We start from the raw sequence: 23272 nt of genomic DNA, 5'->3' as shown, positions 1-23272 counted from the left end.
CCCACAGGAACGTTACGATGAAACTGAAAACCTTCGCCGCTGCCGCTTTTTTCATGCTGACCACACCCTTGGCCCTGGCACTTGAAACAACGCCATACGTTTATCGCACCGTAGCCGAGCAGCCACAGAATCAGAATGACCGTGAAATCGCCGCATTGTTCGACCGCTGGAACGCGGCCCTCAAAACCGGCAACGCTGCTGCAGTAACCAGCCTGTATGCGCCGGATGCGATATTGCAGCCCACCGTATCCAACCAGGTGCGCAACACGGCGGCACTGATTCAGGATTACTTTGAACACTTCCTGGCCGGCAAGCCGGTGGGGCAGATCAACTACCGGGAAATCCGTCACCTGGGACCTGACGCGGCGATGGACAGTGGTGTCTATACCTTTGCCCTGACCAACGCCGACGGCTCCAAGCGCGAGGTTCAGGCGCGCTACACCTTTATCTATGAACGCATTGACGGTCAGTGGAAGATCCTTAACCACCACTCCTCGGCCATGCCGCAAGTCCAGAAGCAACTGCATGCCAGCCACTGAGGCCGTTTGAACAAATGAGTTCGTCCCTGGCTGCGTTGGGGGGCGAACCACCCGTTTGGCAGGCTGGCAAAAAACAATAGGCCAGGGTCATTAACAGAGCGGTTCGATAAAGAAGTTGGATTCGTGCGGGAACATTAATTAGAATCACTCTCATTTAATGTATTCCTTGCACAAGGCTTCTTGACATGTCTGATGCAGCTACGCCAACGGAGCGTTCCTTGCACGCGCTGTACCGAGACCACGGTGGCTGGCTGGAAGGCTGGTTGAGACGACGCATGGGCAATGCCTGGGATGCCGCGGACCTGCGCCAGGATACGTTCCTGCGGGTCCTGTCCAGCGCTCAGCCATTGGCCGATCTGCACGAACCCCGCGCTTATCTGCTGACAGTCGGCAAGCGTCTGTTGAGCAACTTTTACGCGCGCCGCAACCTGGAGCAGGCTTACCTCGACGCCTTGGCGAGCTTGTCCCCAGCGTGCGTACCGTCCCCGGAGCAGCGCTGGCTGCTGCTGGAAACGTTGCAAGCCCTGGATGAATTGCTCGATGGCCTGCCGGCTCTGGTGCGGCGGGCTTTTTTGTGGAGCCAGCTCGAAGGCCTGGGCTACCGTGAAATCGCCGAGCGCATGCAGGTGTCGGAGCGCACCATCAAGCGCTATATGGCCCAGGCTTATGAGCATTGCCTGTTGGTGGAGTTTTGATGCGCCAGGCCCCTTCGCCTGAAGCTCGCGAAGTCGCCCGGGCGGCGGCTCGCTGGCTGGCCATGATGGAGTCTGGCGGGGATGACTTCGATTGCGCCGCGCTGCAACGCTGGCGCGACAGCAGCGCCCACCACGAGGCCGCCTGGCAAAAAGCCCAGCGATTGCGCCAGCGTTTCGCCGGGGTGCCGCCTTCATTGGGTATGGCGACCCTGGATCGCCCGGCATTGCCCCGTCGGGCGGTGCTCAAGCGTGCGCTCGGCGTCGCCGCGTTGGTGCCCACGGCCTGGTGGCTGGGGCGAGAGCTGCCGCTGGAGGTCTGGCGCGCCGACCTGCATACGGCCACGGGCGAACAGCGGCGCTGGTCGCTGGCCGACGGCAGCGCCTTGCAGTTGAATACCGACAGCGCCCTGGACCTGGACCTCAAGGCTCGACGCCTGGTGCTGGTGCAAGGGGAGATGGCCCTCAATGTCCAGGGGCCTGCGCCATTGGCCATTCAGGCACCGTTCGGCTTGATCTCCGTCAGCCGTAGCGAGGTCTGCGTACGCCTGAATGAGCGCAGTTGCCTGGTGTCGGTCCTCAGTGGTTCGGTGCAACTGCAACCGTTGCGCGGGCCAATGCTGACACTGAAGGAAGGCGAGCAGGTCAACCTCTTGGCCTCGGGCGCCGGACCGGTGGGGGCGTTCGACGTAGCGCAGTTGGGTTGGCGTGACGGTGTGCTTGTCGCGCAGAACCAGCCGTTGGGGGATTTTCTCCGTGAGCTGGGCCGATATCGCCCAGGTTTATTGCGTTGGGACCCCGCCCTGGAGTCGCTGCGGGTGACCGGCAGCTTCCGTCTGGAAAACACCGATCGAATCCTCGCGTTGCTCTCGGCCAGCCTGCCGCTGCACGTGCAAACGCGCACCCGATACTGGGTCACATTGACGCTGCGCAAAAATACTGTGTGACGCCTGTCCCCTTTTTTTGTCTCGCTTGTCATTCAAGGCAACTGAACAAAAACGAGAGCTCCCTCCAATGTCCGCAGTAGTACCTTTGCGTTTTCGCCCGGCCCTTGCCGGCTGGCGTCCGCTGTTGAACCTGAGCCTCGTGCTCAGCCTTAGCGCCAGCCCATTGTTCATGTCCTCCAGTCAGGCCGAAGAAGCTGCCCGACGCAGCTATCAGGTGCCGGCCGGCAGCCTCAGCGCCGCGCTGACCCGGTTCGCCGGCCTGGCGGGGGTCAACCTGTCGGTCGACCCGGCCCTGGTGAGCGGGCATAACAGCCCCGGTCTGTCGGGGGAGTATGCCGTGGAGGAGGGCTTTGCCCGACTGTTACAGGGCTCGGGTCTGCAACTGCAGCCGGTGGGCGAGCAGGCTTACATCCTGACCCCGGCGCCGGAAGGCAGCAGCTTGCAACTGGCTCCCACCTCGATCATGGGGGCCACGAGCCTGGCGCAGGGCGAGCCCTATGCCGGTGGCCAGGTCGCGCGCCGCGGCTCGCAAGGCTTGCTCGGGTCGCGAGACTTCATGGAAACCCCGTTCAGCATGACCACCTATACCAGCGAAGTGGTCAAGAACCAGCAGGCTCGGACCCTGGGCGACCTGATTGCCAGCGACCCTTCGGTTCGCGCCACCAATCCGGCAGGCGGGCGTTTCGAGCAGTTCACCATTCGCGGTTTCAGTCTGTTCAACAGTGATGTCGCCTACAACGGTCTCTACGGCATCCTGCCGACCTATTCGATCGACATGGAGATGGCCGACCGCGTCGACATCATCAAGGGCCCGACCCAGCTCATCAACGGCGTCTCGCCACGTGGCAGCGTGGGTGGCGGGATCAATGTGGTGCCCAAGCGGGCCACCGACAAACCCATCACTTCGTTCACGGGCAGCTACGCCTCCAACAACCAGCTCGGCGGCGCCGTGGATGTCGCCCGGCGTTTTGGTGAAGATAACCAGTTCGGCGTTCGTTTCAACGGCGTGAAGCAGTCCGGCGACACTGAATGGGATCACCAGAGTGTCGACCGTGACATGGCCGTGCTGGGCCTGGATTTTCGTGGCGAGCGTCTACGCCTCTCGACGGATATCGGGCGCACCGAGCGCGATACCGACGCGCCGCAGGAGCGCGTGCTGGTAGGGGCCAACGCACAGGTCCCGCACGCCAGCGATGTGCGCCGCAACTACGCTCAGCGCTGGAGCAAGGCGCGCACCAAGGACACTTTCGGCGCGGTGAACGCGCAATACGATGTCAACGATTCCGTGATGCTGTACGGCAGTGCAGGGGCGCGCAAAAGTGATCATGACTTCCTGCGGCACAACGTTTCGGTTAGCAACGACGCTGGCGATTTCAGCGTTCAACCCCGCGACTTTACCCGCGATGAAAATGTCCGCACGGCCACGGCCGGGGTGCGCAACTGGTTCCATACCGGCCCGGTGAGCCATGAGATCAACCTGGCCGCCAGCTACTTCTACATGGATTTCACCAACGGCGGCGCTCGTTATGCTTCGTCCCCGAGCAACCTGTATGACCCGGTGCAAACGCCGACTCCGAGCGACCCCACGCGCCAGGACAGCAAGGTCTATACCGAAAACCGCTCCACCGGCGTGGCGCTGTCCGACACTCTGGGTTTCTTCGATGATCGACTGCTGCTGACCCTCGGCACCCGCTGGCAGCGGATCAAGGTTGACGACTGGACGGATAACGTCAAAGGCGCCACCGCGTACGACGAGGAAAAGATGTCGCCGTCGGGCGGAATCCTGTTCAAGGCAACCGATAAGCTGTCGTTGTATGCCAACTACATGGAAGGTTTGAGCCAGGGCAAGATCGCGCCATCGACCTCGATCAACGAGGACGAAATATTCCCGCCGTTCATCAGTCGTCAGGTCGAGGTGGGAGCCAAATATGACGCGGGTGCGCTCGCCGTCACCGCCGCCGTCTTCCGGATCAAGCAGCCTGCCTACGCCACCGATGCCACGACCCGTGTCTTCGGCCCGAACGGCAAACGCGAGAACACCGGGGTTGAGTTGAGCGTGTTCGGTGAGCCGCTCAAGGGTTTGCGTTTGCTCGGCGGGGTCATGTATATCGACAGCGAGTTGACCGATACCACCGATGGCGCCTTTGATGGTAATCGGGCGCCGGCCACGCCCAAATACAATGTCAATCTGGGCGCCGAGTGGGATGTGCCGACCGTGCAGGGCCTGACCCTGACCAGCCGCGCCATCCACTCCAGTTCGCAGTACCTGGACCAGTCCAACACCAAGGAAATCGATTCCTGGGAGCGTGTGGATGTGGGCGCGCGCTACGCGTTCAAGGTGGACCAGAAGAACATCACCCTGCGTGCCAATGTCGAGAACGTCGCGGACAAGCGCTACTGGAGTTCAGCCGGCGCCTCGGATGACAGCGAGGCAGGCTTGACCCTGGCAACGCCGCGCACTTACCTGCTTTCGGCCACCGTGGACTTCTAGACCGATGTGCAGCTTCAGGGATGAAGCTGTTTCTCAGGTGTCACGGAACAGGTCGTGGGCATCCAGCAGTCGCCAGGCGATTTCGGGACGTTTTTCCAACCCGCGTCGAATGGCGGTGGGGATCGACTGACGAATCTTGCGGCACAGGCCGGGCTGCTCCTGGAACTCGATGGCGATGCCGCGCATGGTGCGCACTTCGTTGTAGCCGGGTTCGACGCTCAGGCGGATTCCGAGGTTCTCGTACATACGCTGCTGCAACCGTTGGAGTTCGTCCAGGCTCTGGATATTTTCCAGCCGTTCGAGCAGGCGTTTTTCTTCCTGACGGTTCAAGCAAAGAATGCGCAGGTCACTGCCCGGGGTTTGCAGCAACGCATCACGCCCGCAGTCACAGATACCAGGCGGGCAGGGGGGGCGGATCGGAATCGACGCGGTCATGGGCTCCACAGGTCAGCAACGAGCAAATCGCCTCTGAGTGTATCGGCGGTCCAGGCAATGTGATGCCTGGCGGCATGCCGGTCAACCCTGGCGAGTGGCCGCTTGTCTAGCGCCGTTGTGAGCGGGCGCTGGGCCGAGCCCGCAGTAGCAATGTGGGAGCGGGCTTGCTCGCGAAGACGGTTGTTCGTCCAGCATTGCTACCTGCTGACGCACCGCCTTCGCGAGCAAGCCCGCTCCCACAAGGTTTCCGTTGCTTATACAAATGCCGTGCGCCTACAGCCCCAAGTCAGACAGCCCCGGATGATCATCCGGCCGGCGACCCAGCGGCCAATGGAATTTGCGTTCGCTTTCCTGGATCGGCATGTCGTTGATGCAGGCGTAGCGGTTGGACATCAACCCTTGCTCGTCAAACTCCCAGTTTTCATTGCCGTAGGAACGGAACCAGTTGCCCGAATCGTCGTGCCATTCGTAGGCGTAGCGCACGGCGATACGGTTACCGGTGAAGGCCCACAGTTCTTTGATCAGCCGGTAGTCCAGTTCCTTGGCCCATTTACGGGTCAGGAAGGCCTTGGCCTCTTCGCGGTTATGGGCGAATTCGGCACGGTTGCGCCATTGAGTGTCCAGCGTATAGGCCAGGGACACCCGTTGTGGGTCGCGGGAGTTCCAGCCGTCTTCGGCCAGGCGGACTTTTTCAATGGCCGATTCACGGGTGAAAGGCGGCAGCGGCGGACGAACTTCAGCAGTGGATGACATGGCAGATCTCCAGTGAGTGATCGAGCAAGTGGCACAGCGGTTTACGGGAACGGGTTATTCAGTTTCAGCCAATAAGGACTTCAGTATGTTCTGGGCCTGGTCAGCGGCGCTGTGATCGCCCATGACCAGTGCGACGGTAATGGCGCCATCGATCAGGATCAGTAACTGCCGGGCCAAGGCTCCCGGGCTCTCGACGCCTTGTTCTGTGCATAGCCGGGTTACATAGTCGAGCAACTTCTGTTTATGCAGTTTGGCGACCTGGCGGACCGGGTTCTGTGGGTCGCCGGTTTCGCCACTGGTGTTAATGAACGCACAGCCACGGAAACCTTCGCTGTCGAACCAGGTTTTGAGCACGGTAAACAGGTTGAGCAGCCGGGCGCGCGGAGTAGGGGCCTTGTCGACCTCACTGCTGAACCAGTGCATCCAGCGTTCGTCGCGCCGCTGGAGTGCGGCCACGATCAGATCGTCCTTGTTGGCAAAGTAGCGATAAATGCTCTTTCTGGAGACGCCGGCGGTTTTCACCAGCCGATCCATGCCGGTGGCCGCGATGCCACTTTTATAGATCAACTTTTCGGCGACATCGAGAATAATGTCTCGGGTCTCATTGCTATTGATTTCGTTCATGTCACTAACAGTAGAACGAACGTTCTCCTTGGTCAAATTGTTTTTTCATGACGCCCTGAAGACCCGAACCCATCGATGGTGTAAGCTCAACCACTCTTCGGATTCGACCTTTTGCGAGCCCTATGCCGTCGCTTTTCAAACGCCCCTTGCTGCCTAAGCTGCGCAGCTTTGCACTGACCGTCGATGCCGTGACCATCCTCGATGGCGCCGCCGAGTTCCGCCGTTGCCTGCTGGAGCAAATCGCCCAGGCCACCCAGCGCATCTACATCGTCGCCCTGTACCTGCAAGAGGACGAGGCCGGGCAGGAAATCCTCGATGCCTTGCACGCCGCCAAGGCCAAGCGTCCGGAACTGGACGTGGTCGTGGTGGTGGACTGGCTGCGGGCCCAGCGCGGGCTGATCGGCGCCAAGAAGCAGCCGGGCAATTCGGCGTGGTATCAGGAGCAGACCCGCACTCACGCCAGCGAAGTGCCGATCTACGGCGTGCCGGTGCAGACTCGCGAGTTGTTCGGCGTGCTGCACCTCAAAGGCTTCGTGATCGACGACTGTGTGCTTTACAGCGGCGCCAGCCTCAATAACGTCTATCTGCACAAGTTCGACAAATACCGCTACGACCGCTACCACCTGTTGCGCAACGAGGCACTGGCCGACTCGATGCAGCACCTGATACAGCATGGCTTGATTGCCTCCAGCGCCGTGCATCGTCTGGATTTGCCGAACCTGCCCAGCACTCGCAGCCTGCGCAAGGACATCGGCGATCTGCGCAGCCGGCTCAAGTACGCCGCGTATGACACGCAGGCCGGCAACCTCGACAAGAGCGGCCTGTCGGTGAGCCCGTTGCTGGGCGTGGGCAAGAACAATCCGTTGAGCCGGGTAATTGGCGAATTGATTGCCAGCAGCCGCCGGCAACTGACCATCTGCACGCCGTATTTCAATCTGCCCCTGGGGGTGACCCGGGAAATCAATCGCGCGCTGGCTCGCGGGGTCAGGATCGACATTATCGTCGGCGACAAAACCGCCAACGACTTCTATATGCCGCCCAGCGAGCCGTTCAAGATCATCGCCGCGCTGCCCTATCTCTACGAAATCAGCCTACGCCGCTTCGCCAAGCGGCATCAGCGTTACATCGACAGCGGCCAACTGAACCTGCACCTGTGGCGTGACGGTGACAATACCTATCACCTCAAGGGCATGTGGATCGACGAGCGCTACACCTTGCTGACCGGCAATAACCTCAATCCACGGGCGTTTCGCCTGGACCTGGAAAACGCTTTGTTGCTGGATGACCCCAAGGGCGAACTGCTGGGGCCGCGTCAGGCCGAGCTTGAGCAGATTTACCAACACACCCGGCGCATCGATCGATATCTGGACCTGGAAACCCTGCCGGACTATCCCGCCGCAGTCGCCAGGTTTCTGAAACGGGTCAGCCGGGTGCGGATCGAGCGGCTGCTTTACCGGATCCTGTGAAAGCTCGTGCCATGTCGGAAAAAGACACCATCTCCATCCAGTTGGTACGTGAGGCGCTGCTGCAAAGCTGCGCTCCCGGAGCGGCCACCGATGAGGTTCTGAGCAAGGTCGGCATAGACCCTGCGTTGCTCGACGACTCCCAGGCGCGGGTTCCGGCCCATGCTTATGCGCGGCTCTGGCGCTTGCTCGCCCGACGCCTGGATGACGAGTTTTTTGGCATGGACCCGCGCAAGCTCAAGTCGGGTAGCCTGGCGTTTCTCTGCCAGTGCGCCATGGCCCAACCCACGCTGGCGAGCGGCCTGACGGCGGGGCTGGGGTTCCTCTCGCTGATGTTCGAACAGTTGCCGGCCCAATGGGGCCGCCAGCAGAGCCTGGCGGAAATCGTCCTGCTGGAGGACGATCAGGATCCGCGACGGGCCTTCACCTATTTCACCTACTGGATGATTGTTCATGGCGTGGCCTGTTGGCTGGCCGGGCGGCGTATTCCGATTCTTTCCATTGAGTTGCGTTGCCCGGAACCGGATTTCTGCGACGACTATCGTGTGATGTTCTCCCGGAACCTACGCTTTGACCGGCCCCGCACCCGGATGATCTTCTCCGCCGAATGCCTGGACCTGCCCATCCGACGCAGCGCCGAGGAACTCAACCGCTTTCTGGCCCAGGCACCGGCCAACATCCTGGTCAAATATCGCGACCCGCAAAGCCTCGCCAGCCGCATCAGACACGACCTGCGCCAATTGCCACCCGAGCAGTGGCCGGAGACCGAGGCTCTGGCCCAGCAGTTGTGCGTTTCGGCGTCGACCCTGCGCCGCCGCTTGGCGGAGGAGGGCCAGACGTATCAAGGGCTCAAGGACAGTGTGCGCAAAGAGTTGGCCATCAACTGGCTGGCCGAACCTTCCATCAGTTTCGTGGAAATCGCCGCACGCCTGGGGTTTGCCGATGCCAGCTCCTTCTACAAGGCATTTCGCAAGTGGTCCGGGTCCAATCCGGGACATTATCGCAGCCTGATTCTCAACGATCCTGGCTGATTTGGGATGTGGGTTGACTGGGCTTGCGCTATCGCGGGCAAGCCTTGCTCCCACATAAGGTTCGCATTGCCCCGGTGGGAGCGAGCCTGCTCGCGATAACGGCCTCCCAGACGCCACATCACCCAACCATGGCCAAACCAGTCAAGCAACTTGATGGCTTTGACCATTGCCGCCCAAGCCCTTCGGCGCGAGTATTTCCCTGCTGTTTACGGTTCCCCCAACCAATAAAAAGTACAGAGGGATTCTGGTCATGCGCGATTACTCGTCCGCCACGTCACAGTTCGATTACCTGCACACCGTCAACACCGCACTGCACGGCTCGCTCGAGGCATTGAACGCCTGTGTCGAGTGTTGCGACCGGCATGCGTTGCCGGGGCGTATTGCCTTGTTCTGGGAGGGTCGCGACGGCAGCGACGCGACCTGGACTTACCGTGACCTGCAGGACAACGCCGCACGTTTTGCCAATTTCCTCCTGGCCCAAGGCGTGGGCAAGGGTGACAAGGTGGCCGGCCTGCTGCCACGTACCGCTGAATTGCTGATCGTGGTACTCGCCACGTGGCGCATCGGCGCGGTGTATCAGCCGTTGTTCACCGCGTTCGGCCCCAAGGCCATCGAACACCGTCTGGGCAGCTCCGGTGCGCGTGTTGTGGTCACCGACGCGGTCAATCGCCCCAAACTCAACGATGTAGCCGGTTGCCCCACAGTGGTCACGGTCGGCGGCGCAAAAGGCCAGGGCATCGTTCGCGGCGATTACAGTTTCTGGGCAGAAGTGGCGAACCATGCAAACCAGTGCGAACCGGTGATGCTCAGTGGCGAAGACCCGTTCCTGTTGATGTTTACCTCCGGCACCACTGGGCCGGCCAAGGCGCTGTCGGTGCCGCTCAAGGCCATCGTCGCATTCCAGAGCTACATGCGTGACGCCGTGGACCTGCGTCCCGAAGACGCCTTCTGGAACGTCGCTGACCCGGGCTGGGCCTACGGCATCTACTTCGGTGTGACCGGCCCTCTGGCCATGGGGCATCCCATCACGTTCTACGATGGGCCGTTCACCCTGGAAAGCACTTGCCGAGTCATCAACAAGTACGGCATCACCAACCTCGCCGGTTCACCCACTGCCTATCGTTTGTTGATCGCCGGGGGCGATCAGTTCGCCCGCTCGATCAAGGGCACGCTGCGCGCGGTCAGCAGCGCCGGAGAGCCGCTGAACCCGGAGGTCATCCGCTGGTTTGCCGACAACCTGAACGTGGTGATCCACGATCACTACGGCCAGACCGAACTGGGCATGGTGCTGTGCAATCACCACGCTCTGGAACATCCGGTGCACATGGGCGCGGCTGGTTTTGCCTCGCCGGGCCACCGGATCGTGGTGCTGGATGAAAATAACCGTGAATTGGGCGTGGGCCAGCCGGGCATTCTCGCTGTCGACCGCAGCCAGTCACCGATGTGCTGGTTCGCCGGTTACGAGGGCGGGCCAACCAAGGCTTTCGTCGGCGATTATTACCTGAGCGGCGACACCGTTGAGTTCAACCCCGATGGCAGCATCAGCTTCGTCGGCCGCAGCGACGACGTGATTACCACCTCCGGCTATCGCGTCGGCCCGTTCGACGTGGAAAGCGCACTGATCGAACACCCCGCCGTCGTCGAGGCTGCGGTGGTCGGCAAGCCCGATCCCGAACGCACCGAACTGGTGAAAGCCTTCGTGGTGCTCAGCGCCCAATACCGCGCCGCGCCAGAGCTGGCCGAAGAGTTGCGCCAGCACGTGCGTAAGCGCTTGGCCGCTCACGCCTATCCCCGTGAAATCGAATTTGTCAGTGATTTGCCGAAAACCCCAAGCGGCAAGTTGCAGCGCTTTATCTTGCGCAACCAGGAGATCGCCAAGGCTCAAGAGGCCGCGGCGCCTAACGTTTCAGCTTGAATCCAAGGAAACCATGATGCAGATCGACAACAAGATTTTCCTCGTCAGCGGCGGCGCGTCCGGCCTCGGCGCGGCCACCGGCGAGATGCTGGTCAAGGCCGGTGCCAAGGTGATGCTGGTGGACCTCAACGCCGAAGCCGTGGCTGCCCAGGCGCAGATGCTGGGCTGCCATAGCGTGGTGGCGGACATCAGCAACGAAGCGGCGGCAGACGCGGCGGTCAAGGCCACCTTGGCGGCGTTCGGTGGCCTCAATGGCCTGGTGAACTGCGCCGGCATCGTGCGCGGCGAGAAGATCCTCGGCAAGAACGGCCCGCACGCGCTGGCCAGCTTCAGCCAGGTGATCAACGTCAACTTGATCGGTAGCTTCAATCTGTTGCGTCTGGCCGCCGCCGCTATCAGTGAAACCGAGGCCGATGCCGAGGGTGAGCGTGGCGTGATCATCAATACCGCTTCGGTGGCGGCTTTCGACGGCCAGATCGGCCAGGCAGCCTACGCGGCCTCCAAAGGCGCCATCGCCAGCCTGACCCTGCCGGCCGCCCGGGAACTGGCGCGCTTCGGCATCCGTGTGATGACCATCGCCCCGGGCATTTTCGAAACGCCGATGATGGCCGGCATGACACCCGAAGTACGCGACTCCCTGGCCGCTGGCGTGCCTTTTCCACCGCGTCTGGGCAAACCGGCCGAGTACGCGGCGCTGGTCAGGCATATCATTGAAAACACCATGCTCAACGGTGAGGTGATCCGTCTCGACGGCGCCTTGCGTATGGCTGCCAAGTAGGAGCAATTGTCATGTCCAACGATCCGATTGTTATCGTCAGCGCCGTCCGCACCCCCATGGGCGGCTTTCAAGGTGAACTGAAAAGCCTCAGCGCTCCGCAACTGGGAGCCGCCGCCATTAAAGCTGCCGTGGAGCGGGCCGGCATTGCCCCTGATGCGGTTGAAGAAGTGCTGTTTGGCTGTGTGCTCGCGGCAGGCCAGGGCCAGGCTCCGGCGCGCCAGGCCGCACTGGGGGCCGGGCTCGATAAATCGACCCGCTGCACCACGCTCAACAAGATGTGTGGTTCGGGCATGGAGGCGGCAATTCTTGCCCATGACATGCTGATCGCCGGCAGCGCCGAGGTGGTGGTGGCTGGCGGCATGGAAAGCATGTCCAACGCCCCGTATCTGCTCGACCGCGCCCGCAGCGGTTTGCGCATGGGTCACGGCAAGGTGCTTGACCACATGTTCCTCGATGGCCTGGAAGATGCCTACGACAAGGGCCGCCTGATGGGCACCTTTGCCGAAGACTGCGCTGAAACCAACGGTTTCAGCCGCCAAGCCCAGGATGCTTTCGCCATCGCTTCCACCACCCGTGCCCAACAGGCGATCAAGGACGGCAGTTTCGACGCCGAGATCGTGCCGTTGCAGGTCATGGTCGGCAAGGAACAGGTCACCGTGCGCCACGATGAGCAGCCGCCCAAGGCCCGCCTGGATAAGATCGCCTCGCTCAAACCGGCGTTCCGTGAGGGCGGAACGGTCACTGCAGCCAATGCCAGCTCCATCTCTGACGGTGCCGCAGCCCTGGTGTTGATGCGCCAGAGCCAGGCCCGGGAGCGAGGCTTGAAGCCGTTGGCGGTGATTCACGGCCACGCCGCTTTTGCCGACACGCCGAGCCTGTTCCCCACCGCCCCCATCGGCGCGGTGAAGAAACTGATGGACAAAACCGGTTGGTCGCTCGACGACGTGGAGCTGTTTGAAATCAACGAGGCTTTCGCAGTGGTGGCGTTGGCGACCATGGGCGCGCTGGAGATCCCCCACGACAAGGTCAACGTCCATGGCGGCGCCTGCGCGCTGGGCCACCCCATCGGTGCGTCGGGCGCGCGGATCCTGGTGACGCTGCTTTCGGCCCTGCGCCAGAAAGGCCTCAAGCGTGGCGTCGCGGCCATCTGCATCGGTGGCGGCGAAGCCACGGCCATGGCCGTTGAATGCCTGTATTAAGGAATCACCATGCTCCCGACTGAAGAACAGACTCAAATCAGCGACGTGGCCCGGCAGTTCGCTCAGGAGCGCTTGAAACCGTTCGCCGCTGAGTGGGACCGCGAGCACCGCTTCCCTAAGGAAGCCATTGCTGCAATGGCCGAACTGGGTTTCTTCGGCATGCTCGTGCCGGAGCAGTGGGGCGGTTGCGACACCGGTTACCTGACTTATGCCATGGCCCTGGAAGAGATCGCCGCCGGCGATGGGGCGTGCTCGACCATCATGAGCGTGCACAACTCGGTGGGCTGCGTGCCGATCCTCAAGTTCGGCAGCGATGAACAGAAGGCCAAATTCCTCACCCCCCTGGCCAGCGGTGCGATGCTCGGTGCCTTTGCATTGACCGAGCCCCAGGCCGGTTCGGACGCCAGTAGCCTCAAGACCCGGGCACGGTTGGAGGGCGATCACTACGTGCTCAATGGTTGCAAGCAGTTCATCACCTCCGGGCAGAACGCCGGGGTGGTGATTGTGTTTGCGGTGACCGATCCGAGCGCCGGCAAGCGTGGCATCAGTGCGTTCATCGTGCCCACCGATTCGCCGGGCTACAGCGTGGCGCGGGTCGAAGACAAACTGGGCCAGCACGCCTCCGACACCTGCCAGATCCTGTTCGAGGATGTCCGTGTTCCGGTGGGCAACCGTTTGGGGGAGGAGGGCGAGGGCTACAAGATCGCCCTGGCGAACCTGGAAGGCGGACGGGTCGGTATCGCGGCGCAGTCCGTGGGCATGGCCCGCGCGGCGTTCGAAGCGGCCCGCGACTATGCTCGCGAGCGGCAAAGTTTCGGCAAGCCGATTATCGAACACCAAGCCGTGGCGTTCCGTCTGGCGGACATGGCCACCCAGATCGCCGTGGCGCGGCAAATGGTCCATTACGCCGCTGCTTTGCGCGACAACGGCCAGCCGGCGTTGGTGCAAGCGTCCATGGCCAAGCTGTTCGCCTCGGAAATGGCCGAAAAAGTCTGCTCCATGGCGTTGCAAACTCTGGGCGGTTACGGTTACCTCAACGATTTCCCGCTGGAGCGCATCTACCGCGACGTGCGGGTCTGCCAGATCTACGAAGGCACCAGCGACATTCAGCGCATGGTCATTTCGCGCAATCTTTGAACAGGAGTCCTGCATGAGCTACGAAACGATTTTATTGGAGATCAAGGACCGCGTTGGCCTGATCACCCTCAACCGTCCCCAGGCGTTGAACGCCTTGAACGCGCAGATCGTCAGCGAGCTGAACCAGGCGCTGGATGCATTGGAGGCTGATCCAAAGATTGGCTGCATCGTGCTGACCGGCTCGAAAAAAGCCTTTGCCGCCGGTGCCGACATCAAGGAAATGGCCGAGCTGACCTACCCGCAGATCTACCTCGATGACTTGTTCAGCGACAGCGACCGCGTGGCTAACCGGCGCAAGCCGATCATCGCGGCAGTGAACGGGTTTGCCTTGGGCGGTGGTTGCGAACTGGCGTTGATGTGCGACTTTATCCTGGCCGGTGACAATGCCAAGTTCGGTCAGCCGGAGATCAACCTGGGCGTGCTGCCGGGCATGGGTGGCACCCAGCGGCTTACTCGCGCAGTGGGCAAGGCCAAGGCCATGGAAATGTGCCTGACCGGCCGTTTCATCGATGCAGTGGAAGCGGAGCGTTGCGGCATCGTTGCGCGCATCGTGCCGGCTGATGAATTGCTCGACGACGCGCTGAAAACCGCCGCTCTGATCGCCTCCAAGTCAGTGCCCATCAGTATGATGGTCAAGGAAAGCGTCAACCGCGCCTTTGAAGTCAGCCTGTCCGAAGGTGTGCGCTTCGAGCGCCGGGTCTTCCATGCGGCATTTGCCACGCAGGATCAGAAGGAAGGCATGGCGGCGTTCGTGGCCAAACGGGCGGCGGAGTTTCAGGACAAGTAATGCGGCGTCCTGACTGACGCCATCGCGAGCAGGCTCGCTCCCACAGGGTTCGGAGGTGTACACAGAGATTGCGTACACCAAAGATCCCATGTGGGAGCGAGCCTGCTCGCGATGCTTTTTCAGCCATTACACCAGGTAGTTCTTTAACTCCCGGGCGATCACCATCCGCTGTATCTCGCTCGACCCTTCATAGATCTGGGTAATCCGCGCATCGCGGTAGTAGCGCTCCACCGGATAATCCTCGAGATACCCATACCCGCCATGAATCTGCATGGCCGAGGAGCAGACTTTTTCGGCCATTTCCGAGGCGAACAGCTTGGCCTGGGAGGCTTCCGACAGGCATGGCTTGCCGGCGCTGCGCAGGCGGGCGGCGTGGAGGATCAGCAGGCGAGCGGCGTTCAGGCGGGTGTGCATGTCGGCCAGCAGGTTGGCGATGCTCTGGTGCTCGATGATCGGCTTGTCGAACTGCACCCGGTCCCGCGCGTAAGCCAAGGCCGCTTCAAACGCCGCACGGGCGATGCCCAAGGCCTGCGCCGCGATGCCGATGCGGCCGCCTTCCAGGTTGGAGAGGGCAATCGCCAGGCCTTTGCCGCGAGCCCCCAACAGGTTGGCTTCGGGGATGGTGCAGTTGTTCAAGGTCACGGCGCAGGTATCCGAAGCGCGGATGCCCATCTTGTGTTCCGTGCGATCGACGATGAAGCCCGGCGTGTCGGTCGGCACCAGAAACGCCGAAATGCCTTTCTTGCCCAGCTCAGGATCCGTCACCGCAAAAACAATCGCCAGTTTCGCCCGCTTACCGTTGCTGACGAATTGCTTGGCGCCATTGATCACCCAATGGCCGTCCCGCAGTTCGGCGCGGGTGCGCAGGTTGTGGGCTTCGGACCCGGCCTGGGGTTCGGTGAGGCAGAAGCAGCCAATGGCCTGGCCGCTGGCCAGATCGGCCAGCCAGGTCTGTTTCTGTTCGTCGGTGCCGAAATTGAGGACCGGCCCGCAACCCACCGAGTTGTGAATGCTCATCAGCGCCCCGGTGGCGCCATCGCCCGCGGAGATTTCTTCCACCGCGAGGGCATAGGCCACGTAATCGACGTAGGTACCGCCCCATTCTTCGGGCACCACCATGCCCAGTAGACCCAATTCACCCATCTTCGCCACCAGGGCGTCGTCGATCCAGCCGGCTTTTTCCCAGGCCTGGGCATGAGGGGCGATCTCGCCGCGGGCAAAATCCCGGGCCATGTCGCGGATCATCACTTGCTCTTCGGTCAGCTCAAGGTCGTGCATGGTTCAGTTCCCGTGGTCGTCGAAGCCGTCGAAGAAACTCGCCACGTGGCGCTTGTCCAGCGCCTCCAGGGTCGGCGGGTTCCACTGCGGGTTCTTGTCTTTGTCGATGAGCAAGGCGCGCACACCTTCGATCAGGTCGCCGCGCTCGAACCATTGACGGTCCAGGTGCAGTTCCAGGGCAAAACAGTCTTCCAGGCTCAAATGCCGGCCGCGACGCAGCATTTCCAGGGTTACGGCCATGGCCAGGGGCGAGCGGGTCTCCAGCAGGTCGGCAGTTTTCAGCGCCCATTCATGGCTGTTGGCGACGGTGACCTGACGCAACTGCTCGACCATGCTTGGCACGTCCGCAAGGGCAAAGAAGTGATCGATGGCCGGGCGCAGGTCGGCCAGAGGCGGGGCAGGCAACTGCTGCATGCCGAGTTTCGCCAGCAGGCCTTGCAGGTCCTTGAGGGGCGTGTCGTGCCATTCCAGGCGGTCGAGACGTTCATCGAGCCGATCGAGCTTGTCGCTGTCCAGATACCAGTCGGCCAGCCCGCAATACAGCGCGTCGGCAGCACGGATCTGTACGCCACTGACTCCCAGGTAGATGCCCAGTTCGCCAGAAATGCGCGGCAGGAAATAGCTGCCCCCGACGTCGGGGAAATAACCGATGGCGACTTCCGGCATGCCCAGGCGGCTGCGTTCGGTCACCACCCGCAGGTCGGCACCTTGCGCCAAGCCCATGCCGCCGCCCAGGACGAAACCGTCCATCAAGGCGAGGATGGGTTTGCGGTAGTGATGAATCGTCAGGTCGAGGGCGTATTCCTCGACGAAAAAGTCTTGGTGCAGGTTGTCGCCCTGCTTGTGGCTGTCGTACAGCGAGCGGATATCGCCGCCGGCGCAAAACGCTTTCTCGCCGGCACCACGCAGTACCACGGCGCGGATCTGTGGGTCCATAGCCCAGGTATCGAGCTGTTGCTGCAAGCTGCGCACCATGTCCAGCGTCAGGGCATTGAGGCCGGCGGGGCGGTTCAGGGTCAAGTGGCCGATATGGTTGCGTACTTCGACCAGCACTTCATGAGCCACGGCTCCGATGGGTCCCGAGGCTTGTGATGAAACCTGAGCTGTCATCGCTAACTCCCTGCTTTTATTGTTCTTTATGAATTGTGTCGCGCGTACCCGGTCAGGATCGTACCAGTGCAAATTTGCCTTGCACAACCGGGATACGTGCAGGTCCTGTCTGCATATTTATAGCAGCCTCAGGCTCAGCCGCGACCCGAGAGGACTTCCGTGATGCTGCGACGCCTGGCATTGCGTTCGCTGGCGTGGATCAATTGCTCGAGATCTTCGGGAGTTACGTCAAAGAATGCTTCCATTTGCTCAAGAGCGAGCTTCAAGTCCTCAGCCGTAATGGCCTGACGGTCGATGGGTGAATGGTCGGCGGGAATGACCGGCGTCGGCTCGCTGGCGCGCTTGGGATAGCGCACGCGCGTCAGGTTGTTATAGGCCAATGCACTCAAGAGCAGGGTGGAACCGGCCAGCATCGCGGCACCGACAGCTTGCCAGTCCAGGGCGATGATCGACGGATCGGCCAATACCATCGTCGCCGCCAGGGCGCCCGCCGGAGGGTGCAGGCAACGCAGCCAGCACATCAACACCAGCGCCATGCCGGCCGCCAGACAGGCGCTCCCCAGGGTACGGCCCAGGACATGGGCCACCAGCAATGCCACCACCGAGGCGCACAAGTAACCGCCGAAGATCGACCAGGGCTGGGCGAGGGCGCCTGAGGAGACGGCAAACAACAGCACGGCCGAGGCGCCGAGTGGGCCAATCAAGTGTTGCGCCACCTCAAGGCCAAACACCTGGCCACACAGCCAGACACTGAACATCGTACCCAGGGCCATACCGATGGCGGCCCGGCTCCATTCGGTGGGGCGGGTATTGATAGCAGCGGGGAACCAGCGAGAAAGCATTAAGCGGAAATCCAAAAAACGAACAAAAAAAGGGGCTTACGGGAGAATCCCTGAAAGCCCTTTAAGTGTTCCAACAGTTGGGGGAGGAACGATGCACAGTGTGCCGTTCGCGGCCCTTGCTTACAAATTCATATTAATGCTGTTTGAGTGCACTTATTTTGAGGTAAGGAAGATCATGCGCTTCTGGACGCTTGAAACCAGGTTTGCTGAGCGATAGGCAGGTTGCACGATTGCCCGCGCCCTATGGGGAAATAGGTAAAGCCCTTGTCTGCCATGCGGTCCGGGTCATACAGGTTGCGGCCATCGAAAATCACCGCAGCCTTGAGCCGTTGCTGGATCAGGTCGAAATCCGGCGCCTTGAACGGTTGCCATTCAGTGCAGATCACCAGTGCATCGGCCCCCGGCAAAACCGATTCCGGCGTGCCCATCAACATCAGCTTCGATTCGTCGGGATACAGCTGCTGGGTCTGCTGCATGGCCTCTGGGTCAAAGGCGCGGACACTGGCACCGGCCCCCCACAACGCCTCCAGCAGGGTACGACTCGGCGCATCGCGCATGTCGTCGGTGTTGGGCTTGAAGGCCAAGCCCCACACCGCGAAGGTTTTACCGCGCAAATCGCCTTTGTAGAACGCCTGGATGCGTTCGAACAGCTTGTGCTTCTGCCGTTGGTTGATGGTTTCCACCGCTTGCAACAGATCGCTGGAGCAGTGGGCTTGCTCGGCCGTGTGGATCAGCGCGCGCATGTCCTTGGGAAAACACGAGCCACCGTAGCCGCAGCCCGGGTAAATGAAGTGATAACCGATGCGCGAGTCCGCGCCGATGCCCAGGCGCACGGCTTCGATGTCAGCGCCCAGGTGTTCCGCCAGCTCCGCGATCTGGTTGATGAAGCTGATCTTCGTCGCCAGCATCCCGTTGGCTGCGTACTTGGTCAGCTCGGCGCTGCGCAGGTCCATGAACAGGATCCGGTCATGGTTGCGATTGAAGGGCGCGTACAAGTCGCGCATGGTGTCGCGCACTTCATCGCGTTCGCAGCCGATCACGATGCGATCCGGGCGGCGACAATCGGCCACTGCCGAGCCTTCCTTGAGAAACTCGGGGTTGGACACGATATCGAACTGCAACAAACGGCCGGCCTTGAGCAGGCATTTGTCGATGTGCGCCCGCAGGGCGTCGCCGGTACCCACCGGTACAGTGGATTTCTCCACGACAAGGACCGGTAGTTCGCGGTAACGAGCGACCGCCTCACCGACGGCCAGGACCTGACTCAAATCGGCCGAGCCATCTTCCCTGGAAGGCGTACCCACGGCGATGAACAGCACCTGACCGTGCTGCACCGCGAGCTTTTCATCGTGGGTGAAATGCAGGCGTCCGGCCTCCAGCCCCTCACGGACCAGCGCGGCCAGACCGGGTTCGAAGATACTCACCTGGCCCTGGCGCAGGCTTTCGACTTTCTGTTCGTCTATGTCCATGCACACCACGTCATGGCCCACCTCGGCCAACACCGCCGCTTGCACCAATCCCACGTAACCACTACCGAATACACTGATTTTCATGGCGGACTCCCTGGATGACTTCCGAACGGGCAGGCACGTACAACCCGCACATCGCCGCAATGCGCGCATCAGCAGAATAAGTCGGGGATATTTCAGTTCGCTGACAGGCTGCAGCGGTTGCGGTCAACCCGTGGGCAAGGGAGGGGAGCCACCCTGATCTGAACGTGTGCTGTCAAACTCGCCGCTACGCGGCAGCTTTCAGGCCTTGACCCAGCGTTGACGACTCCAACTGCTCAGCGAGTCGACCGCGAGGACCAGCAGCAGCATCGCCAGAATCACCGTGCTGGCCTGCGCCTCCTGGAACAGGCTGAGGCTGACATAGAGCATTTGCCCCAATCCGCCGGCGCCGACGAAGCCCAGCACGCTGGCCATGCGGATGTTGTTTTCCCAGCGGTACAGGATGTAGGCCAACAGCTGCGGCATCAGGTTGGGCAGGGTGCCGTAACAGAACGCCCACACGGCATTGCCGCCTTGCAGGCGAATGGCTTCGGCCGGTTCGGGTGGGGTGTTTTCCAGCGCTTCGGCGAACAGCCGGCCGAGCACGCCGGTGGTGTGCAGCGCCAATGCCAGGGTGCCGGCATTGGGGCCCAGCCCAGCAGCCAAGACCATCAGCGCCGCCCACACCAGTTCAGGAACCGCGCGCAAGGCGTTGAGTACCAGGCGCGAGGTGCTTTGCATCGGCCAACCGAAGCGCCCGGCGGCGGGGAGGGCCAGGACCAGGCCGAACACCGCGGCGAGCAGGGTGCCAAGGGCGGACATGGCGATGGTTTCCAGGGCACCGTGGCCGATTGCTTTCAGATGGCTCGGGCTCAGGTCCGGGCTGAGGAAACGCTGGGCATAAGCGCCCATCCGGTTCAGGTTGCCGCTGTCGCCAAGCTGGCCGAGGTCGATGCCCAGATAGGCGAACGAGGCGACGACGGCTGCACCGATGCACAGGAGCAATATCGCGTTGAACAGGCGGTTCATGCCAGCCTCCAGCGCAGCAGGCGACTGAGTTGATCGGCCAGCAGGACCAGGACGAGGAACGTCAACAGCATGCTGGCCACTTCACCGCCGGCGAACATGCGCAACGACAGGTCCATTTGTTGGCCCAGGCCACCGGCACCGACGAAGCCCATCACCACCGAGGCGCGGATGGCGCACTCCCAGCGATACACCGTGTAGGACAGCAGCTCCGCCGCGACATTGGGCAGGATCCCGTAGCAGAAGGCTGTCAGTCGGCCGCTGCCAGCCTGCAACAGCGCATGTGCCGGACGCTGGTCGACCGACTCGTAGATTTCCGCGTAGACCTTGCCCAACATGCCGCTGTAGGTAATGGCGATGGCCAGCACCCCGGCAGTCGGCCCCAGACCGACGGCGCGGACGAAAAGCAGGGCCCAGACGATTTCCGGCACGCTGCGCAGGAAGATCAGCAGACCGCGTACCGGCCAGCGCAGCAGTTGCCCCCAATAGCCCGGTTGGCCACCCCGGGAGGCCGCAGACAGCGAAAGCGCACGGCTTGCCAGCAGGCTGGCGGGAACGGCGAACAGCAATGCCAAAGCCATGCCCGCCGTGGCAATGGCCAAGGTCTGCAAGGTGGCTTGCAATAGCAGCTCAATGAACGCTTCGCCATGGGCCGGCGGCCAGAAGGCCGAGACAAACCGGCCCATCTCGCTTTGACTGTCGCTCGTCACCAGCACGCCAAGGTCCAGCTCGCTGAAGTGGATGCCCGGCCACAGCAGGACAAGCGCCAACAGGCAGAGCAGTAGGCGAGGGCCGCTGGCGGGGTCTCGGGTATCGCGTGTCAGCATCGCGGGATTTGCACACTCAAGGGGGAGGGCGGTGGGGGCGAGGGCATCAACTGCTCATTGGCGTAGAGTTTGTCGAGCCGCTCACGGTCGACGGCATCGGTCGGCAGATCGAACAGGATCTGTCCGTCACGCAGGCCGATGATCCGCGAAAAGTGCGCCAAGGCCAGGTCCACCGCATGCAGGCTGGCGACCAGGGTGACGTTGTGCTCCCGGGCATGGCGACAGAGCACTGAAAGGGTGTGCTCGGCCAGCACCGGGTCCATGGCCGAAACAGGTTCATCGGCCAGCAACACCTCGGGCGCCTGATACAGCACCCGGGCAATCCCAACGCGTTGTAACTGGCCGCCGGAGAGTTGCTGGCATTGCGCGTACAGCTTGTCGCTCAGATCCAGCCTGGCCAATGCCGCCCGGGCGCCGGGAACATCCAGCGGGTGCAGCAGATTCAGCAGGCTCTTGCCCATGCCCCACTGACCCAGTTTGCCGGCCAGCACCGCAGTGATCACGCGCTGGCGCGGTGGCAGGGGCGGCGCTTGGTGGATCAAGCCGATGCGCGCGCGCAGGCGCTGTCGTTGGCGGGCAGATAACTGCCAGGCCGTTTCACCGAGCACCTGCATTTCGCCCTGACCCGGTCGCAGGGCCGTGCCCAGCAGATTGAGCAGGCTCGATTTACCCGCACCGGACGGACCGATGATGGCGACCTGTTCGCCGGCACCGATGTGCAGCTCCACGCCACGTAGCGCCTGGACACCGTTGGCGTGGGTAAGGCTGACCTGGGTCAGATGTAATGTCATTTGAGCAATTCGGCGGCGCGTGCGGCTTCCTCGATGCCCTTGTAGTTCTCAGGCTTGGTTTCGATGAAGCGGCTGGCAGCCTGCAGATCGAGGATTTCCTTGTCCTTCGGATTTGCCGGGTCGAGTGCCAGGAAGGCTGCCTTGATCTTGGCTGCCAGCGCCGGGTCGAGCGTTCCGCGCACCGTCCAGTTGTAGTCGAAGTAGGCCGGGGTGGTGGCAAACACCTTGACCTTGGTGGTGTCGACCTTGCCGGCGGCGACCAGTTTTTCCCAGACGCTGGCGTTCAGTACCCCAGCATCCACTTTGCCGGCCTGGACCCAGGCGACGGTGGCGTCATGGGCGCCCGAGTAACCTACGCGGCTGAAGTAGCTTTCCGGCTTGATGCCGTCCTGGAGCATGAAGTATCGCGGCATCAGGCTGCCAGAGGTGGAAGACACTGAACCGAATGCAAAGGTCTTGCCCTTGAGGTCGGCGAGGGATTTGACCGCAGGGTCGGCGGTGATGAATTTACTGGTGAATTGGGCGTCCTGCTCGCGCTGCACCAGCGGGATCGCATTACCGGTTTTCAAGCGTGCTTGCACGAACGTGAAACCACCCAGCCAGGCCAGGTCGATGCGGTCGGTCGCCAGCGCCTCGACCACCGCGGGGTAGTCGCTTACGGGAATGAACTCGACTTTCATGCCGGTCTGTTGTTCCAGATAAGTGCCCAAGGGCTTGAACTTACGCAGCAATTCGGTAGGGGCTTCATCGGGAATCGCGCTGACTTTCAGGGTGTCGGCGGCCTGGGCCAGCAAGGCGCTGAAAGACAGGGTCAAGCCGACGGCCAATGCCAGGGAACGCTTGAGCATGGAAAATCTCCGGTACGTTAACGCAGGAATATTGAAGCACCAGGCACTCGCGAACAACCGCATGGCGCTTTGTGAGGGTAGACGAATGAGTGTGATAACGGTCGTTTTTGGCCCTGGTGAATCTCGGCCATCCAGTCACAATGCGCGGATCCTACAAGCTCAAACGCGCGATGCAAACAGTTCTTGGCTGTTACCGCCTCCCTAGGGATGGATTGTCCCGAGCGTTTACGATTTTTTCCATAGTCTGAATGATGTAGCCTCGCAGCGGC

General features: G+C 61.9%; 22 protein-coding genes. 11 read left to right on the top strand and 11 right to left on the bottom strand.

Going from position 1 to position 23272, the window contains the following annotated elements; translation table 11 throughout:
* Positions 1–17: 17 nt before the first annotated feature.
* The 4 genes from T3A99_RS05120 (at position 18) to T3A99_RS05105 (ending at position 4669) form a co-directional block, all read left to right on the top strand.
* Positions 18–539, top strand: a complete 522-nt coding sequence (locus T3A99_RS05120; protein WP_047226507.1) for an SgcJ/EcaC family oxidoreductase — start codon at positions 18–20, stop codon at positions 537–539.
* 185 nt (positions 540–724) lie between these two features.
* Positions 725–1234: a sigma-70 family RNA polymerase sigma factor gene (locus T3A99_RS05115; RefSeq protein ID WP_322834019.1), complete on the top strand. Its 510-nt coding sequence runs from the start codon at positions 725–727 to the stop codon at positions 1232–1234.
* Entirely contained in the window at positions 1234–2178 is a 945-nt protein-coding gene (locus tag T3A99_RS05110) for a FecR domain-containing protein (RefSeq protein WP_322834018.1), read from the top strand. The genes T3A99_RS05115 and T3A99_RS05110 overlap by 1 nt, the downstream gene beginning before the upstream one ends.
* Positions 2179–2245: 67 nt before the next feature.
* The gene (locus T3A99_RS05105; RefSeq protein ID WP_107322497.1) at positions 2246–4669 is read left to right on the top strand and encodes a TonB-dependent receptor; all 2424 of its coding nucleotides are present in this window, start codon (positions 2246–2248) and stop codon (positions 4667–4669) included.
* Between the two features lie 33 nt (positions 4670–4702).
* Here T3A99_RS05105 and T3A99_RS05100 read toward each other — a convergent pair whose 3' ends face one another.
* The 3 genes from T3A99_RS05100 to T3A99_RS05090 all read right to left on the bottom strand — a co-directional run bounded on the left by T3A99_RS05100 (position 4703) and on the right by T3A99_RS05090 (position 6481).
* On the bottom strand, positions 4703–5104 hold the full coding sequence (locus T3A99_RS05100; protein WP_076384918.1) for a hypothetical protein: 402 nt from the start codon (positions 5102–5104) through the stop codon (positions 4703–4705).
* Between the two features lie 273 nt (positions 5105–5377).
* Positions 5378–5857: a DUF1348 family protein gene (locus T3A99_RS05095; protein WP_047226502.1), complete on the bottom strand. Its 480-nt coding sequence runs from the start codon at positions 5855–5857 to the stop codon at positions 5378–5380.
* A 54-nt stretch (positions 5858–5911) separates the two neighbouring features.
* Positions 5912–6481, bottom strand: a complete 570-nt coding sequence (locus T3A99_RS05090) for a TetR/AcrR family transcriptional regulator (RefSeq protein WP_274090419.1) — start codon at positions 6479–6481, stop codon at positions 5912–5914.
* A gap of 122 nt (positions 6482–6603) precedes the next feature.
* Here T3A99_RS05090 and pssA point away from each other — a divergent pair, with 122 nt between their 5' ends.
* From pssA to T3A99_RS05055, 7 genes are all read left to right on the top strand, one after another.
* Positions 6604–7947: a CDP-diacylglycerol--serine O-phosphatidyltransferase gene (gene pssA / locus T3A99_RS05085; RefSeq protein WP_322834017.1), complete on the top strand. Its 1344-nt coding sequence runs from the start codon at positions 6604–6606 to the stop codon at positions 7945–7947.
* Between the two features lie 11 nt (positions 7948–7958).
* Positions 7959–8975, top strand: a complete 1017-nt coding sequence (locus T3A99_RS05080; RefSeq protein ID WP_322834016.1) for an AraC family transcriptional regulator — start codon at positions 7959–7961, stop codon at positions 8973–8975.
* Between the two features lie 250 nt (positions 8976–9225).
* The gene (locus tag T3A99_RS05075) at positions 9226–10890 is read left to right on the top strand and encodes an AMP-binding protein (protein ID WP_047226498.1); all 1665 of its coding nucleotides are present in this window, start codon (positions 9226–9228) and stop codon (positions 10888–10890) included.
* A gap of 16 nt (positions 10891–10906) precedes the next feature.
* Complete coding sequence (locus T3A99_RS05070) at positions 10907–11668, top strand: SDR family NAD(P)-dependent oxidoreductase (protein WP_274090420.1); 762 nt, start codon at positions 10907–10909, stop codon at positions 11666–11668.
* Positions 11669–11679: 11 nt separating this feature from the next.
* Positions 11680–12867: an acetyl-CoA C-acyltransferase gene (locus T3A99_RS05065; protein WP_188251708.1), complete on the top strand. Its 1188-nt coding sequence runs from the start codon at positions 11680–11682 to the stop codon at positions 12865–12867.
* Positions 12868–12876: 9 nt separating this feature from the next.
* A complete protein-coding gene (locus T3A99_RS05060; RefSeq protein WP_047226495.1) occupies positions 12877–14004 on the top strand; it encodes an acyl-CoA dehydrogenase in 1128 nt (375 codons plus the stop codon).
* 13 nt (positions 14005–14017) lie between these two features.
* Entirely contained in the window at positions 14018–14791 is a 774-nt protein-coding gene (locus T3A99_RS05055) for an enoyl-CoA hydratase (protein ID WP_047226494.1), read from the top strand.
* A gap of 126 nt (positions 14792–14917) precedes the next feature.
* Here T3A99_RS05055 and T3A99_RS05050 read toward each other — a convergent pair whose 3' ends face one another.
* From T3A99_RS05050 to T3A99_RS05015, 8 genes are all read right to left on the bottom strand, one after another.
* Positions 14918–16069, bottom strand: a complete 1152-nt coding sequence (locus T3A99_RS05050; protein WP_047226493.1) for an acyl-CoA dehydrogenase family protein — start codon at positions 16067–16069, stop codon at positions 14918–14920.
* Between the two features lie 3 nt (positions 16070–16072).
* On the bottom strand, positions 16073–17179 hold the full coding sequence (locus T3A99_RS05045; RefSeq protein ID WP_322834015.1) for an enoyl-CoA hydratase/isomerase family protein: 1107 nt from the start codon (positions 17177–17179) through the stop codon (positions 16073–16075).
* Between the two features lie 134 nt (positions 17180–17313).
* Positions 17314–18021 (bottom strand): HPP family protein, encoded by a 708-nt coding sequence (locus tag T3A99_RS05040; protein ID WP_076384904.1) that lies wholly within the window; start codon positions 18019–18021, stop codon positions 17314–17316.
* Positions 18022–18194: 173 nt separating this feature from the next.
* Complete coding sequence (locus T3A99_RS05035) at positions 18195–19574, bottom strand: UDP-glucose dehydrogenase family protein (RefSeq protein WP_076384902.1); 1380 nt, start codon at positions 19572–19574, stop codon at positions 18195–18197.
* Positions 19575–19772: 198 nt separating this feature from the next.
* Positions 19773–20540 carry a phosphonate ABC transporter, permease protein PhnE gene (gene phnE / locus T3A99_RS05030; protein ID WP_076384900.1) on the bottom strand — a complete coding sequence of 256 codons (768 nt, stop codon included), beginning with the start codon at positions 20538–20540 and terminating at the stop codon, positions 19773–19775.
* Positions 20537–21364 (bottom strand): PhnE/PtxC family ABC transporter permease, encoded by an 828-nt coding sequence (locus T3A99_RS05025; protein WP_047226488.1) that lies wholly within the window; start codon positions 21362–21364, stop codon positions 20537–20539. Before T3A99_RS05025 ends, phnE begins: the two co-directional genes overlap by 4 nt.
* Entirely contained in the window at positions 21358–22155 is a 798-nt protein-coding gene (locus T3A99_RS05020; RefSeq protein ID WP_322834014.1) for a phosphonate ABC transporter ATP-binding protein, read from the bottom strand. The genes T3A99_RS05025 and T3A99_RS05020 overlap by 7 nt, the downstream gene beginning before the upstream one ends.
* Complete coding sequence (locus tag T3A99_RS05015; RefSeq protein ID WP_322834013.1) at positions 22152–23003, bottom strand: putative selenate ABC transporter substrate-binding protein; 852 nt, start codon at positions 23001–23003, stop codon at positions 22152–22154. Before T3A99_RS05015 ends, T3A99_RS05020 begins: the two co-directional genes overlap by 4 nt.
* Between the last annotated feature and the right edge of the window lie 269 nt (positions 23004–23272).

The organism is Pseudomonas sp. N-137 (assembly GCF_034555295.1).
In the GTDB taxonomy this organism is placed as follows: Bacteria; Pseudomonadota; Gammaproteobacteria; order Pseudomonadales; family Pseudomonadaceae; genus Aquipseudomonas; species Aquipseudomonas rhizophila.
This window is presented reverse-complemented; position numbering and strand designations above follow the sequence as displayed.